The sequence below is a fragment of the Brevundimonas sp. GW821-FHT12C05 genome (assembly GCF_058807475.1).
On record NZ_JBXAQS010000002.1, the window covers coordinates 244,838 to 258,864 of the forward strand.

The following is a 14,027-nucleotide window of genomic DNA, read 5'->3' on the forward strand; positions in this document are numbered from 1 at the left end:
CTTTTGTTTGAGCTAGCCGACCCGCGGGCTGTTCAGCCGCCGCTTGTTGGTGTGCGTCGCCGGCGCGCTCCCCAGTTCCTCGGGGATCTCGCCCTTGAAGTAGAAGCGCTGCCACGCCTCCTTGGCCGCGTCGGGATCGCCCGACGCGAGGCGATGGTTGAAGTCGCTGCGCGCCTTCAGCCAGGCGTCGTACTGGCCCTTCATCGTCGGATTGGACTCCAGCGTCCGGATCACCGGCTGGAAGGCCTCGACCTTGCGGTGCTCGACCGGGGTGATGAAGCAGAAGGGCTCCCCTTTCTCGAACTTGATCTTGCCCGGGCGGGTGAAGGCCCAGTTCATCGTGAAGGGGAAGGGCAGCCAGTCGGTCTCGATCAGGCCGACCAGCGGCTGGATGCCGTCCTTCACATGGTTGGGCGCGCCCCCCGCCAGCATCCCCCAGCCCGGCGGCGTGCGGAACAGATACTGTGGATGCAGGGTCAGGATGCCGCGCGTGAAGTGCGAGGTGACGAAATGGGCCACGTTCGGCGTCGTCCGCTCGGGGGTGATGACGATGTCGGCCTGAGCCGGCCCGCCGTTCCATTCGGCCGTGAAGCCGAACGGGCACAGGATCTCCCAGCCCGTGGTGTTGGCCATGTTCAGCGGCAGGCAGCGGTAGGGATGCCGGCTGGCGAAGGCGTCCATCCAGTCCCGCGACACCCGGCCGGGCACCAGATCCGGCGGCTGCGGCGCCATGGGATAGCATTCCAGTTCCACAGGCGGTCTCCGGCGGGTAAGCGAAAGCGTCCCTCTCCTAACGACGCCGCATGACCGAAGACAACCCGAACCCGCCAGAGTCCGCTTCTGAGCCGCTCTTCGACCGCGACCGCCTGCTGGCGTGGATGGCGGAGAACGGGATCGAACAGACCACCCATGACCACCCGGCCGTCTTCCGCGTCGAGGAGGGGATTGAGCTCAAGGCCGCCATGCCCGGCGCCCATACCAAGAACCTCTTCCTCAAGGACAAGAAAGGGAAGCTGTGGCTGATCTCGGCCCGGCAGGACACGGTCATCGACCTGAAGCGCGCGCCCAAGACGATCGGCTCGGATCGGCTGTCCTTCGGCAATGAAGGCCTGCTCTACGAGACCCTGGGCCTGCGCCCCGGCTCGGTCACGGCCCTGGGACTTGTCAACGACCCCGACCACCGCGTGACCTTCGTCCTCGACAAGGCCCTGTGGGACGCGGACATCGTCAACTTCCACCCCCTGACGAATACGGCGACGACGGCGCTGAAACAGGCGGAGTTCCGCAAGGCGCTGGCGGTCATGGGCCGGGAGCCGGTGATGGTGGTGGATTTCGCGCGGCTGGCGGAGTGACGCGGTTCAGGCGGCGCCTTTAACGTCCCGGGAACACCGCGCGTGACAAGCTTTTGCTGTGAACACCGCGCTGAACAGACGGTCCCTGCTCGTTACCGGTCTCGCCGCCACGGCCTTGGGCGGCTGCGACCATGCTCTCGCGCGCAAGCTGGAACAGTACAGTTTTCGCTTGAAGATGGGCCTCATCATCAACGGCGAACCTCGGGTCATCGAGTCCGTCCGTCGATCAGAATCCTGGCGTCACTACAGCTGGGTTCCCACCGCTAACCAGTCATTCGGTCGCTTGCTGGGCAGCGCGACGCCGGTCGACATCGGGGCGCGCACGCTGTTTCTGACGATGGCGGGGTACCAGCAGTTCAACGGTTCCAGCATGAGCCACTACGGTGATGGTCCGAGGGCCCCTTCCGGGAGGTGGACCCCCTACAGCGTCTATGGGGACAGGGGCGTGAAAGACCCACCGGACTGGTCCAGGGGCGACAAGTATTTCGTGCTGGAGGTCGAACCTCACGAGTTGCCGGTTCTGGTCACCTTCACAGACATCTCCAATCCTCACTCCATCGTTCTGGTGAAGCCGGAGGAGCTGGCGACCTGGTTCCCGGGTGTCCGATTTGGCCGGTCGACGGTCGAATGGACTCGAAGCGCCGTCACCCGAACCGACATCAGGCGACGGCTGCCGTGGGCGTACGACAACAAGAGCAAACCTGAAATCTACCCGTATGTCTGGGCTGACCGGTATCTTTTCGGCGGCTAGCTTCGAACGGGAATGTCTCGGTCGCGTCCCGATTCTCGCCTGAGGTTCACCTCCACGGTTCAATCCTTGGCCGGACAGTGCTAGAGCCGCGCGCGTCTCCCCGACCCCTCAGCATACGGACGCCGCCATGCCCGCCGCTCCCGACTTTCCCCCCGCGCCGGACCGCGTGGCGCCCAAGCGCGCCCTGATCTCGCTCAGCGACAAGACCGGACTGGAGGACGCCGCGCGCGCCCTGCATGATCTGGGCGTCGAACTGGTCTCCACCGGCGGCACCCGCGCCGCCATCGCCGGTTTCGGCCTGCCGGTGAAGGACGTGGCCGACCTGACCGGTTTCCCGGAGATGATGGACGGTCGGGTCAAGACCCTGCACCCGGTGGTCCATGGCGGCCTGCTGGGCGTCCGTGACGAGCCGAGCCACGCCGCGGCCATGACGGAGCACGGCATCGGCGGCATCGATATCGCCTGGATCGATCTCTATCCCTTCGAAGCGACCGTGGCCTCGGGCGGCGGCTTCGAGGCGGCCGTCGAGAACATCGACATCGGCGGCCCGGCCATGATCCGCTCGGCGTCCAAGAACCACGGCTACGTCGCCGTCTGCGTCGACAAGGACGCGGTGGACCAGGTCCTCGCTGCGCTCAAGACTGACGGCGCCACCTCGCTGGAGCTGCGCAAGCGCCTCGCGGCCCGCGCCTTCGCCCGCACCGCCGCCTATGACGCCGCCGTCTCGGGCTGGTTCGCCGGTCAGGTCGGTGACGAGGCCCCGGCCCGCAAGTCGATCAGCGGTTCGCTGGCCCAGACCCTGCGCTACGGCGAGAACCCGCACCAGACGGGCGCCTTCTACCGCACCGGCGAAGCCCGCCCCGGCGTCGCCCACGCGACCCAGATCCAGGGCAAGGAGCTGGGCTACAATAACATCGCCGACGCCGACGCCGCCTATGAGCTGGTGGCCGAGTTCGAGGCCCCGGCCTGCGTCATCGTCAAGCACGCCAACCCCTGCGGCGTGGCCGTCGGCAAGGACCTGTCTGAGGCCTACGCCCGCGCGCTGGAATGCGACGCGGTCTCCGCCTTCGGCGGCGTGATCGCGGTCAACCGCCCGCTGAACGGCGACGACGCCCGCGCCATCACCGGCATCTTCACCGAGGTCGTCATCGCCCCCGGCGCTGATGAAGAAGCCCGCGAGGTCTTCGCGGCCAAGAAGAACCTGCGCCTGCTGATCACCGACGGCCTGCCCGACCCGCACGGCCCGGGCGAGGTGTTCCGCTCGGTCGCCGGCGGCTTCCTGGTCCAGGGCCGCGACCGCAGCCTGATCCGCCCCTCGGACCTGAAGATCGTCACGCGCCGCCAGCCGACGCCGACCGAGATCCAGGACATGCTGTTCGCCTTCACCGTGGCCAAGCACGTCAAGTCCAACGCCATCGTCTACGCCAAGGACGGCCAGACCGCCGGCATCGGCGCCGGCCAGATGAACCGCCGGGACTCGGCCCGCATCGCCGCCATCCGCGCCCGTGAGGCCGGCGAGGCCAAGGGCGTGGCCCATTCGCTGGCCGAGGGCTCGGCCTGTGCGTCGGAAGCCTTCTTCCCCTTCGCCGACGGCCTGCTGGAAGCGGTCGCGGCGGGCGCCACGGCGGTGATCCAGCCGGGCGGCTCGATGCGCGATGCCGAGGTCATCGCCGCCGCCGACGAGAAGGGTATCGCCATGGCCTTCACGGGCGTGCGGGTCTTCCGTCACTAACCACTAGCTGGGCTCCAGCCCCTGCCGCTAAGGTGCCTGCCATGGACACCCTCGCCGCCCGCTGGACGCTGCTCGAACCCGGCGTGGCCGTGGTCGGACCCGAGGACGACCGGCCGCGCCCGGCGGTGATCCTGTTTCATGGCTGCGGCGGCCTGCGCGACCACCTGCCGCGCTATGCGGAGGCGGCCGGGGCCGCGGGCTGGCGCGCCTTCATCGTCGACTCCTACGGCCCGCGCGGCTGGAGCCGCGAACAGGCCCTGATGACGGTCTGCACCGGACTGGTCCTGCGCGGCGACAAGCGCGCCGGTGACGTCCTGGCGGCGCTGGACGGCGTGTCTCGCAGGCGGGACGTGGATGCGTCACGCATCGCCCTGGCCGGCTGGAGCCACGGCGGCTGGGGCATCATGGAAGCCATGAGCTCGGAGCGGCGTGACCGCATGCTGGGCCTCGCCGATCCCGGCGCGGTCAGCCTGGACGGGGTCCGCGCGGTCTACCTGGCCTACCCCTATATCGGCGTCGCCGCCCTGAACCGCATGCGGCCGTGGAAACACTGCCCCAAGACCCTCGCCGTCATCTCGCGGGGCGACCACCTGACGACCGTGCGCAACGCCGAGACCGTCCACGCCATGGTCCGCGACTGCGGGGCGGACGTGGAGACCTGGATCGCCGAGGGCACCCACGCCTTTGACGAGCCCGGCGCCGCCAAGCCGATGCGCTACCATCCCGAACTGGCCGACGAGGCCGTGCGCCGCTTCGTCGCCCTGCTGGAGGATGTGGCGGTCGCGCCCGTCGCCTAGCGCGGCTCCACCGTCACCGGCGCCCGGATCGAATTGGCCACATAGCAGTGCTCGTGCGAGCGATGGTGCAGGTCGGCGATCATCGCCGCGTCCGGTTGCTTGTCGCCCGAGAAGGTCACGGCCGGCCTCAGCGTCACCGCCGTGATCGAGACCTTGCCGCGGTCATCACGCCCCATCACGCCCACGGCCTGATCCAGATAGCGGTCGACCACGAAGCCGTCCTTGGCCGCGTAGGCGAGGAAGAACAGCATGTGACAACTGGACACGGCGGCCACCAGCGCCTCCTCCGGGTCCACCGCGGCGGGATCGGACAGGGGGACCGGCACGCTGCCGGGCGCCGAAGAGCCCCGCACCACCGCCCCGCCGTCGAAGCGCCAGTCGTGGGCGCGAGCGTATTTGTTGTCGAGGAAGGGCTGGTCTCCCCGGACCCATTCGATGGTGGCGACGTATTCGCTCATGACGACCTCCCCGACAGCGATGACCAAACCGTGTAGCGCGCTCTGACGGGCAAACCCAGCCGTCGGCTTGCCCAGACGGGCGACCCGCCTTATCCGGGGGCATGGCCGCCCCCCTTATCTGTCCCTCCATCCTCGCCAGTGACTTCTCGAAACTGGGCGAGGAGGTCCGCGCGCTGGACGCCGCGGGCGCCGACTGGATCCATATCGACGTGATGGACGGGCATTTCGTGCCCAACATCACCCTGGGCCCCGACATCGTGAAAGCGATCCGGCCGCATACGAAGAAGACCTTCGACGTGCACCTGATGGTCGCGCCGGTCGATCCCTGGCTGGAAGCCTATCGGGAGGCGGGCGCCGACATCCTGACCGTCCACCCCGAAAGCGGACCGCACCTGCACCGCACCCTGGGGCGCATCCGTCAACTCGGCGCCAAGGCCGGCGTGGTCCTGAACCCCGGGACGCCGCTGACGGTGCTGGAAGAGGTCGTGGACCTCGTCGACCTGGTCCTGCTGATGTCGGTCAATCCGGGCTTCGGCGGCCAGTCCTTCATCCCGACCACCCTGCGTAAGATCGAGAAGGCCCGCGCCCTGCTGGACGCCGCGGGATCGAAGGCTCACCTGCAGGTCGACGGCGGGGTGACCAGCGCCAACGCCGCCGCCTGCGTCGCCGCCGGGGCCGACGCCCTCGTGGCCGGCTCGTTCGTGTTCAAGGGCGGCCCCGACGCTTACGCCGCCAACATCCAGGCCCTGAAGTCCGCGTGAGCCCCCTGGGACCCTTCGCCCCGCCGCAAGGCGACGGGCCCGCCCCCGGCGAAATCCCGGGCCTGCGCGGCGCGCCCGTCCGCACCCCGGTGCGCGCGACCGGAGCCAGCACCGGCCCCGGCCTGTGGCCTGCGATCGCCGGACGGCTGCTGACCCGCCAGCTGTGGGTCGAGGCCTATGGCCTGCCCGGCTACGCCCTGACGCTGAGTGGCCGCACCGCCCAGAGCTTCGCCTCCACCCCGCGTGACTTCCGCCCGGTCGATCCGGCGGTCGGCAAGGGCGTGCTGGGCGGCCGTTTCGTGCTCGCCGGCTCCAGCCTCGAGGCGCCGGCGCCCGAGGACCCGTTCAACCGACCCAGTCCGACCCGCGCCTTCGCGGTCGACCTGCATGCGTTCGCCTGGCTGCCGTCGCTGATGACCCAGGGCGAGCGGGGCGCGCGCGAAGCCCTGCGTCTGACCCTGATCTGGGCCGAGGTCTTCGTCCGCTGGTCGCCCTTCGCCTGGGATCCCGACATCCTGGCTCGCCGCGCGGTCAACCTGGCCTGCGCCGCCCGCCGCATGGGACAGGTCGCCACCGAGGCCGAGCGGCTGAAGCTGGCCGACGTGCTGGGCCGTCAGGGCCGCCAGTTGCTGCGCCCGCCCGGCGGGGTCGCCACCCGCGCCGAACGCCTGACCGCCGCCGCCGTGGTCGGCTGCGTCCTGGCCGGCGCTCCGGGCGTCTCGATCCGCCGCAAGGCGCTGAGCCGCCTGTCGCGCGCCCTGCCCCGCGCCATCGGTCCCGACGGGGGTCACGCCAGCCGCAGCCCCGAGGCCGGGCTGGAGCTGCTGCTCGATCTGCTGGCGCTTGAGGACGGGCTGGGCCAGCTGTCCGAACCCCTGCCCGAGGCCGCCGCCGCCGCCATCGCCCGCCTCGGCGGAGCCCTGCGGACCCAGACCCTTCCCGACGGCCGTCTGGCGACGCTGCAGGGCGGAGGTCCCTCGACCGCCGCTCGCGTCGCCGCCGCGCGAGGCACCGAGGCCGAGCTCGTCGACGCGGCCGGGACCGTCGCCGGCGCCACCCGCATCCGCAGCCCCCTGCTGACCGTCTTCGCCGACACCGCCCCGCCCGCCCGCGGCCCATGGTCCTCGGCCGCCTGCGCCCAGCCCCTGTCGCTGGAGATCGTCTGCGGCAAGGACCGGTTGGTGACCGGGTGCGGCTGGACTCCGCGCGCGGCCGACCGGCAAGGTCTGCGCCTGACGCCCGGCCACTCCACCCTGACCCTGGGCGAAACATCGACCGGCGAGCCCCTGGGCGGCTGGAAGGGCGAGCTGCTGGGTCCGCGTCTCATCGGTCGCCCGCTCCATGTGGAAGCCAACCAGAGAGATGGGGAAGGCGCCGTCTGGCTGGAGATCGAGCACGACGGCTGGGTCCATGAGTTCGGCCTGCTGCACCAGCGCCGCCTCTATCTCGACCAGCGTCTGGACGAGCTGCGCGCCGAGGAACGGCTGCACCCCGCCCCCGGCCAGAAGGAGGTCGTCCGCGCCATCGCCGCCCCCTATGCCGTGCGGTTCCAACTGGAGCCCGGCGTCCAGGCCTCGCTGGCCCGCGACCGCCGCTCCATCCTGCTGCGCGGCCATTCGGGTCGGGGCTGGTGGTTCCGCACCGACGGGCCGGACGTCGCGATCGAGCCGTCCGTCCATGTGGACGAGGGCCTCACCCGCCGTTCGCTGCAGATCGTCGTGCGCGGCTCGGCCCGGACGGATTCGGAGACCAAGATCCGCTGGAAGCTCAGCCCCGCGGGCGCTGGCAACGATCCTTCCTAGTGCGCCGACGGCGCCTCGACCCTTGAGCGCGGCGTTCGACGCGACCATCTGACGACCTGACGCGTTACGACTGATCCGAGACCAGGACCGACATGACCTTCGCCGACCCGACCGACCTGCCCAATGACCTGATCAAGGAAGGCTCCGACGCCGGCTTCATGGCCGACGTGATCGAGGCCTCGAAGAGCCAGCCCGTGCTGGTCGATTTCTGGGCCACCTGGTGCGGGCCCTGCCGCACCCTGACGCCGATGCTGGAGAAGGCCGTGCGCGCCGCCGGCGGCGGGGTGAAACTGGTCAAGATCGACGTCGACAAGAACCCGGCCTATGCGGGCCAGCTGCGGGTGCAGTCGATCCCCACCGTCTACGCCTTCGTCAACGGCCAGCCGGTCGACGGCTTCCAGGGCGCGGTGCCCGAGAGCCAGCTCAAGGCCTTCATCGACAAGTTGACGGGCGGAGAGAGCGCCAACTCCGACATCGAGCAACTGCTGTCGCTGGGCGAGGAATCGCTGTCGCTCAACGATCTGGGCGGCGCCGCCCAGGCCTTCGCCCAGGTGCTGACGCTGGAGCCGGGCCACGAGAAGGCCATCGCCGGCATGGCCCGCGTCTATCTGGCCGACGGCGATGTCGATCAGGCGCGCCAGACCATCGCCATGGCTCCGCAGGATTCGCGCGACGCCACGGTCCAGTCGGTTCGCGCCCAGCTGTCCCTGGCCTCGTCCGCTCCCAGCGGCGCCTCCACGGAGCTGGAAGCGAAACTGGCCGCCGATCCGAGCGATCATCAGGCCCGCTTTGACCTGGCCCAGGCCCTGGCCGCCTCGGGCGATTTCAAGGGCTCGGTCGATCAGCTGTTGAAGATCGTCGCCGCGGACCGGGAGTGGAATGAACAGGCCGCCCGCAAGCAGTTGCTGACGGTGTTCGAAGCCGCCGGGGCGACCTCAGAGGTGGCCCGCGACGGCCGCCGTCGTCTGTCCTCGCTGCTGTTCGCCTAGAGGAGGTCGCGGTGGCTCAAGGGTATATCAGGGCCGCCGACCTGCCGCAGGTGATCCCCGTCTTTCCGCTGTCCGGGGTGCTGCTGCTGCCGCGCGGCCAGCTGCCGCTGAACATCTTCGAGCCGCGCTATCTGAACATGGTCGATGACGCCATGGCGGGCGACCGGATCATCGGCATGATCCAGCCGACCGGCGGGCTCGGTCCTCTGCCCAGTCTGTCGCCTATCGGCTGCGCGGGGCGGATCACCAGTTTCAACGAGACCTCGGACGGCCGGTATCTGATCACCCTGACCGGGGTGGCGCGCTATCGCATCGTCACCGAGCTTCCGACCCAGGCGCCCTACCGGCAGGTGCGCGCGGCCTTCGAGACCTGGGAAGGCGACCTGACCGCCCCGCCCGCCGGTGAGGGCGGACTGGACCGCGAGGGGTTCCTGGACGCGCTGAAAGCCTATCTGGAGACCCGCGGCCTCGACATCGACTGGGATACGGCCGAGACCGCCCCGCCCGAGGCCCTGGTCAACAGCCTGGCCATGGCCCTGCCCTTCGAGCCTTCCGAGAAACAGGCCCTGCTGGAGGCCGCCAATCTCGACGCCCGCGCCGAAGTCCTGACCGCCCTCATGCGCATCGGCGCCGCCGGCGACGGCGAGGGCGAGATCCCGTCGATGCAGTGATCCGGGTCAGGGGATGAGAGTTTGAGTCGCGCCTGTCGCCCTCGACCCTCGCCCCTCGACCCTGTACCCTCCGCCCCATGACCAGCGACGCCTTCCACACCCCCAACACCGTCGATCCGCGCCTGCTCGAGGTGCTGGTCTGCCCGGTCACGCGCGGCAAGCTGACCTATGACCGCGAGGCGCAGGAACTGGTGTCGGCGGGCGCCAAGCTGGCCTTCCCCATCCGCGACGGCGTGCCGATCATGCTGCCGGAAGAAGCGCGGCAGCTGGGCTAGGTCTCAGACCGCCTCGCCACGCAGCAGGCGCGGCAGGTCGCCCGTCGCGCCGCCGGCCTCGTGCATGAAGGCGCGGCGCAGCGCCGGGATGCGGTTGACCACGGCGATGCCGAGATTGCGCGCCAGCCGCACGGGCGGCAGGTCGTTGGAGAACAACCGGACGAAGCCGTCGAAGCCCGCGGCCAGCGCGGCGTTGTCGAACCGGCGCCAGCGGGCGTAGCGGTCCAGCACGATCTCCGAACCGATGTCCTCGCCCGTGCGCATGGCCTCGACCAGCACCTCGGCCAACGCCGCGGCGTCCTTCAGCCCCATGTTCAGCCCCTGCCCGGCCACCGGATGGACGGCATGGGCGGCGTCGCCGATCAGGGCGGTGCGGGCCGCGGTCAGCTGTTCGGCCAATTGCAGGGACAGCGGATAGACGAAGCGTGGTCCCACCACAGAGACACTGTCCAGATAGTCGCCGAAACGCCGCATCAGATGCGCCTGGAAGGCTTCGTCCGACGCCGCCCTCAGCGCATCGGCGCGGCGCGTCGTCTCGGTCCAGACCAGGCTGGCGCGCTGTTCCGTCAGCGGCAGGATGGCGAACGGGCCGGCGGGCAGGAAATATTCATGGGCGACGTTGCCGTGGTCCCGGCCCAGGGACACGGTGGCCACCACCCCGCTCTGGCCATAACCCCAGCCGACGGTGTCGATCTTGGCCGCCTTGCGAACCGGCGAGGCGCGGCCCTCGGCGCCGACCACCAGTGACGCTTCCAGCACCACGCCGTCGGCCAGCGTCACGCGCGTCCGCGCCGGACCGGCTTCGACGGCGGCGACCGCAGCCGGAGCCCGGACCTCGATCCCCGCCGCCGTAATGGCCTCGGCCAGGGCGGAACGGATGCGGCGGTTCTCGACCATATAGCCCAGAGGCTCGCCGTCGGTGCGGTCGCCGATCTCGTCGGCGTCGAAGCGCAGGAAGGCGGACGAGGCGCTTCGGCTGGCCGCGCCTGGCCGCCGTCCGTCGGTCACCAGGATCCGGTCCATGCGGCAGGCGTGGGGTCGCAAGGCCGCGCCGACGCCGAGGGCGTCCAGCATCCGGAAGGTGGAAAAGGCGATCGCCGTCGAGCGCCCGTCGAAGGTCGGCGCCAGCTGGGCCGAGAAGGGCTGCGGATCGACCAGCACGACCTTCAGGCCGCCCTGCGCGGCGGCGAGGGCGAAGGTCGCCCCGGCCATGCCGGCGCCGGCGATGATCACGTCATAACGGTCGTGCGAGGTCATGACCCGGTTGTCGCGCTCCGGACGGCCGCCGTCCAGTGCGGCGAAGCCCCGCGCGTCACTCGGGACGGCTCTCGATCTCCCTCTGCATGCGCCGCCGCGTCAGCCAGGAGGCCGGTCTGCCGTCTCCGTCTCCCGGATTGACCTGCCAGGCCGTCCGGCCGTCGCCGCGCCGGTCGATGAAGAGGTGATGGTTCTTGTCCAGGATCGCGAACTCCGCGGCCCTGCATGACTGCCGGACCTGCCAGTCGGGATCGTCCCTCAACCGCCTCAGAGGCGCGATCGCATCCTTGCGCAGGGCGTAGGCCAGCAGGGCGCAGGCGCGATACCGGACGATCTTTGACCGGTCCCCCAGCCCGGCCAGTCCCAGCTGGAAGGCGTCCTCGCTCACCCGGGCATGGCGTAGCGCGTGATAGACCAGCGCCACCCGGCCCTCTCCGTGGCTGAAGCCGGGATAGGCGGCGCGAAGATACGGAACGACCTCCACGCCGAGGGGCCTCAGCGCCGACCAGGCCTGATCCCTCTCCCGCTCGCTCTTGCTGTCCAGCCGCGCCACCAGCGCCTGAATGGCGTCAATCTGCACGATGTGCGTCTCCTCGCCGACGAGGCCTGTCGGACACGGTCGCAGAACCCGTTCGTCATTTAAAGGTCGGCCATGAGACCGTCGACAACCGGCCTCTGGTAAACAGCCCCTTAACCCTCCCCGCGCGACAATGGCTCCGAAGTCTCGTCCGGAGTCCGCCCTTCGCATGTCCGCCGCCCTCGCCCTTGGTCAACGCGCCTGGGTCAGCGCCCGCATCCTGTGGGACGCGCCCTTCGTCGTGCGCTTCCGCGGCGTGTTGCAGGCCCTGCTGGCGACCCTGCTGGTGGTGGCCCTGATCTCGTGGAATCCGGCCGATCCCAGCCTGAATGCGGCCTCCAGCGCCGCGCCGACCAACTGGCTGGGAGCCAACGGCGCCCTGTTCGCCGACCTGTTCATGCAATCGCTGGGCCTGGCGGCCTGGCCCTGCGCCCTGCTGCTGATCGCTTTTGGACTTGCGGGCGCCATCGGCGACGCCATCCAGCAGCGGCTCAAACCGACGCCGTTCAAGGCCCTGGCGGCCACCGCCGGCGTCCTGGCCCTGTCCGCCGGTCTGTCGGCCCTGACCCATCCGGCCGCCTGGCCGCTGGCCGCTGGCCTGGGCGGTCTGTGGGGCGATGCGGTCTTCGGCCTGCTGAAGGCGGCCTGCGACGCCCTGCGCATCGGCGCGGCGCCGATCATCGGGGCCGTCCTTTTCCTGCCGCTGGGCCTTTGGGGCGTCGGCTACGCCATCGGCCTGAGGCTGGCCGACCTGGGCGAAGCCTTCGCCTGGACCCGCGGTCGCCGCGCGTCCGAAGCGCCCCGGGCCGCCCGCGGCCGCCGCGAAGCCACGCCCAAGCCCGCCCCGCGTCCGCGCCCCGCTCCGGAGCCGGAGCTGGAGCCCGAGGCGAGCTACGCTCCCGTCAGCCTGGACGACGCCGACGAGACCCCGCCGTGGGACGAGCCGCTCCCCGCGCCGACGCCTGCCCGCAGCGCGCCCGAACCCAAGGTCGCCGCCACCAAGGCCCCCAAGGCGTCGCGTCGCGAGATCGACGACAGCCAGGGCGCTTTCGACTTCGCCAAATCCTCGACGTCCGACGGCTTCGACCTGCCGCCGCTGGGCATGCTCTCCAAGCCGGTCAAGCGCGTCGCCTCGGTTGACGAGGAGGCGCTGAAACAGAACGCCAAGATGCTGGAGGGCGTGCTGCAGGAGTTCGGCGTGCGCGGCGTGATCGATCAGATCCGCCCCGGCCCGGTCGTCACCCTTTACGAACTGGTGCCCGCCCCCGGAGTGAAGCACGGCCGCGTCGTGGCCCTGTCGGACGATATCGCCCGCTCGATGAGCGCCCGGGCCTGCCGCATCAGCGTGGTCCAGGGCCGCAACGCCATCGGCATTGAACTGCCCAACGCCAAGCGCGAGACCGTCTATCTGCGCGACCTGCTGGCCTCGACCGAATACGACAAGCCGACCCACCTGCTGCCGCTGGCGCTGGGCGAGACCATCGGCGGTGAACCCTACGTCGCCGATCTGGCGCGCATGCCCCACCTGCTGATCGCGGGCACCACCGGTTCGGGCAAGTCGGTCGGGGTCAACGCCATGATCCTGTCGATCCTGTACAAGCTGACGCCCGCTCAGTGCCGCTTCATCATGATCGACCCCAAGATGCTGGAGCTGTCAGTCTACGACGGCATCCCGCACCTGCTGGCCCCGGTCGTCACCGATCCCAAGAAGGCCGTCGTCGCGCTGAAATGGACCGTGCGCGAGATGGAGGACCGCTATCGCCGGATGTCCAAGCTCGGCGTGCGCAATATCGCCAGCTACAACGACCGCGCCCGCGCCGCGATCGAGAAGGGCGAGCATTTCGAGCGCACCGTCCAGACCGGCTTCGACGAACAGGGCCGCCCGGTCTACGAGTCCGAGAAGATCCGCCCCGAGCCCATGCCCTATCTGGTCGTGGTCATGGACGAGATGGCCGACCTGATGCTGGTCGCGGGCAAGGACGTTGAGGGCGCGGTCCAGCGCCTGGCCCAGATGGCCCGCGCCGCCGGCATCCACCTGATCATGGCCACCCAGCGCCCGTCGGTGGACGTCATCACCGGCACCATCAAGGCCAACTTCCCGACCCGGATCAGCTTCCAGGTCACCTCGAAGATCGACAGCCGCACCATCCTGGGCGAACAGGGCGGCGAGCAGCTGCTGGGTCAGGGCGACATGCTCTACATGGCCGGCGGCGGCCGGATCACCCGCCTGCACGGCCCGTTCGTGGACGACAAGGAGGTCGAGGCCGTCTGCAATCACCTGAAGTCGCAGGCTGAACCCGACTACCTCGACCTGATCACCGACGACCCGGACGGCGACGGCGACAACGCCTTCGATGACGGCGGCGGAAACGGCGGCTCGGGCGACGACCTCTATGATCGCGCCGTCGCCGTGGTCACCCGCGACCGCAAGGCCTCGACCAGCTATGTCCAGCGTCGCCTGCAGGTCGGCTACAACCGCGCCGCCTCCCTGATCGAACGGATGGAGCAAGAGGGCGTCGTCAGCCCCGCCAACCACGCCGGCAAGCGCGACGTGCTGGCCGGCCCGCCGCCGATGTGACCCACGCCCGCGACAGGAAATCCGTCC

The 14,027-nt window shown here is 70.1% G+C and carries 14 protein-coding genes; 10 read left to right on the top strand and 4 right to left on the bottom strand.

What is annotated here, in order from left to right:
• Positions 1 to 12: 12 nt before the first annotated feature.
• Positions 13 to 753, bottom strand: coding sequence for a DUF6065 family protein (locus tag AC1RRF_RS10505; protein WP_492834383.1), 741 nt, complete (start codon positions 751 to 753; stop codon positions 13 to 15).
• Positions 754 to 803: 50 nt separating this feature from the next.
• Here AC1RRF_RS10505 and AC1RRF_RS10510 point away from each other — a divergent pair, with 50 nt between their 5' ends.
• From AC1RRF_RS10510 to AC1RRF_RS10525, 4 genes are all read left to right on the top strand, one after another.
• Complete coding sequence (locus AC1RRF_RS10510) at positions 804 to 1,352, top strand: prolyl-tRNA synthetase associated domain-containing protein (protein ID WP_492834384.1); 549 nt, start codon at positions 804 to 806, stop codon at positions 1,350 to 1,352.
• Between the two features lie 58 nt (positions 1,353 to 1,410).
• A complete protein-coding gene (locus AC1RRF_RS10515) occupies positions 1,411 to 2,103 on the top strand; it encodes a hypothetical protein (RefSeq protein ID WP_492834385.1) in 693 nt (230 codons plus the stop codon).
• A gap of 127 nt (positions 2,104 to 2,230) precedes the next feature.
• Positions 2,231 to 3,835: a bifunctional phosphoribosylaminoimidazolecarboxamide formyltransferase/IMP cyclohydrolase gene (purH, locus tag AC1RRF_RS10520; RefSeq protein ID WP_492834386.1), complete on the top strand. Its 1,605-nt coding sequence runs from the start codon at positions 2,231 to 2,233 to the stop codon at positions 3,833 to 3,835.
• A gap of 41 nt (positions 3,836 to 3,876) precedes the next feature.
• Positions 3,877 to 4,632 (top strand): dienelactone hydrolase family protein, encoded by a 756-nt coding sequence (locus AC1RRF_RS10525; protein ID WP_492834387.1) that lies wholly within the window; start codon positions 3,877 to 3,879, stop codon positions 4,630 to 4,632.
• Here the strand turns inward: AC1RRF_RS10525 and AC1RRF_RS10530 are convergent.
• The gene (locus AC1RRF_RS10530) at positions 4,629 to 5,090 is read right to left on the bottom strand and encodes an OsmC family protein (RefSeq protein ID WP_492834388.1); all 462 of its coding nucleotides are present in this window, start codon (positions 5,088 to 5,090) and stop codon (positions 4,629 to 4,631) included. The two genes, AC1RRF_RS10525 and AC1RRF_RS10530, sit on opposite strands and share 4 nt — an antisense overlap.
• 101 nt (positions 5,091 to 5,191) lie before the next feature.
• Between AC1RRF_RS10530 and rpe the strand changes: the two genes are divergently transcribed.
• From rpe to AC1RRF_RS10555, 5 genes are all read left to right on the top strand, one after another.
• Positions 5,192 to 5,851, top strand: coding sequence for a ribulose-phosphate 3-epimerase (rpe, locus tag AC1RRF_RS10535; protein WP_492834389.1), 660 nt, complete (start codon positions 5,192 to 5,194; stop codon positions 5,849 to 5,851).
• Positions 5,848 to 7,653 (top strand): heparinase II/III family protein, encoded by a 1,806-nt coding sequence (locus tag AC1RRF_RS10540; protein WP_492834390.1) that lies wholly within the window; start codon positions 5,848 to 5,850, stop codon positions 7,651 to 7,653. Before rpe ends, AC1RRF_RS10540 begins: the two co-directional genes overlap by 4 nt.
• A 92-nt stretch (positions 7,654 to 7,745) precedes the next feature.
• A complete protein-coding gene (trxA, locus tag AC1RRF_RS10545; RefSeq protein WP_492834391.1) occupies positions 7,746 to 8,642 on the top strand; it encodes a thioredoxin in 897 nt (298 codons plus the stop codon).
• Positions 8,643 to 8,653: 11 nt separating this feature from the next.
• Positions 8,654 to 9,313, top strand: coding sequence for an LON peptidase substrate-binding domain-containing protein (locus tag AC1RRF_RS10550; RefSeq protein WP_492834392.1), 660 nt, complete (start codon positions 8,654 to 8,656; stop codon positions 9,311 to 9,313).
• A 77-nt stretch (positions 9,314 to 9,390) separates the two neighbouring features.
• Complete coding sequence (locus tag AC1RRF_RS10555) at positions 9,391 to 9,588, top strand: Trm112 family protein (protein ID WP_492834393.1); 198 nt, start codon at positions 9,391 to 9,393, stop codon at positions 9,586 to 9,588.
• Positions 9,589 to 9,591: 3 nt separating this feature from the next.
• Here the strand turns inward: AC1RRF_RS10555 and AC1RRF_RS10560 are convergent, their stop codons facing one another.
• On the bottom strand, positions 9,592 to 10,845 hold the full coding sequence (locus tag AC1RRF_RS10560) for a UbiH/UbiF/VisC/COQ6 family ubiquinone biosynthesis hydroxylase (RefSeq protein ID WP_492834394.1): 1,254 nt from the start codon (positions 10,843 to 10,845) through the stop codon (positions 9,592 to 9,594).
• 55 nt (positions 10,846 to 10,900) lie between these two features.
• Positions 10,901 to 11,425, bottom strand: a complete 525-nt coding sequence (locus AC1RRF_RS10565) for a HEAT repeat domain-containing protein (protein WP_492834395.1) — start codon at positions 11,423 to 11,425, stop codon at positions 10,901 to 10,903.
• A gap of 166 nt (positions 11,426 to 11,591) precedes the next feature.
• Here AC1RRF_RS10565 and AC1RRF_RS10570 point away from each other — a divergent pair, with 166 nt between their 5' ends.
• Positions 11,592 to 14,000: an FtsK/SpoIIIE family DNA translocase gene (locus AC1RRF_RS10570; RefSeq protein ID WP_492834396.1), complete on the top strand. Its 2,409-nt coding sequence runs from the start codon at positions 11,592 to 11,594 to the stop codon at positions 13,998 to 14,000.
• The last annotated feature ends 27 nt before the right edge of the window (positions 14,001 to 14,027 follow it).

Coding starts and splice junctions, on each gene's coding strand:
- AC1RRF_RS10510 (WP_492834384.1), top strand. CDS start 804: ATGACCGAAGACAACCCGAACCCGCCAGAGTCCGCTTCTGAGCCGCTC.
- purH (WP_492834386.1), top strand. CDS start 2,231: ATGCCCGCCGCTCCCGACTTTCCCCCCGCGCCGGACCGCGTGGCGCCC.
- AC1RRF_RS10525 (WP_492834387.1), top strand. CDS start 3,877: ATGGACACCCTCGCCGCCCGCTGGACGCTGCTCGAACCCGGCGTGGCC.
- AC1RRF_RS10530 (WP_492834388.1), bottom strand. CDS start 5,090: ATGAGCGAATACGTCGCCACCATCGAATGGGTCCGGGGAGACCAGCCC.
- rpe (WP_492834389.1), top strand. CDS start 5,192: ATGGCCGCCCCCCTTATCTGTCCCTCCATCCTCGCCAGTGACTTCTCG.
- trxA (WP_492834391.1), top strand. CDS start 7,746: ATGACCTTCGCCGACCCGACCGACCTGCCCAATGACCTGATCAAGGAA.
- AC1RRF_RS10555 (WP_492834393.1), top strand. CDS start 9,391: ATGACCAGCGACGCCTTCCACACCCCCAACACCGTCGATCCGCGCCTG.
- AC1RRF_RS10560 (WP_492834394.1), bottom strand. CDS start 10,845: ATGACCTCGCACGACCGTTATGACGTGATCATCGCCGGCGCCGGCATG.
- AC1RRF_RS10570 (WP_492834396.1), top strand. CDS start 11,592: ATGTCCGCCGCCCTCGCCCTTGGTCAACGCGCCTGGGTCAGCGCCCGC.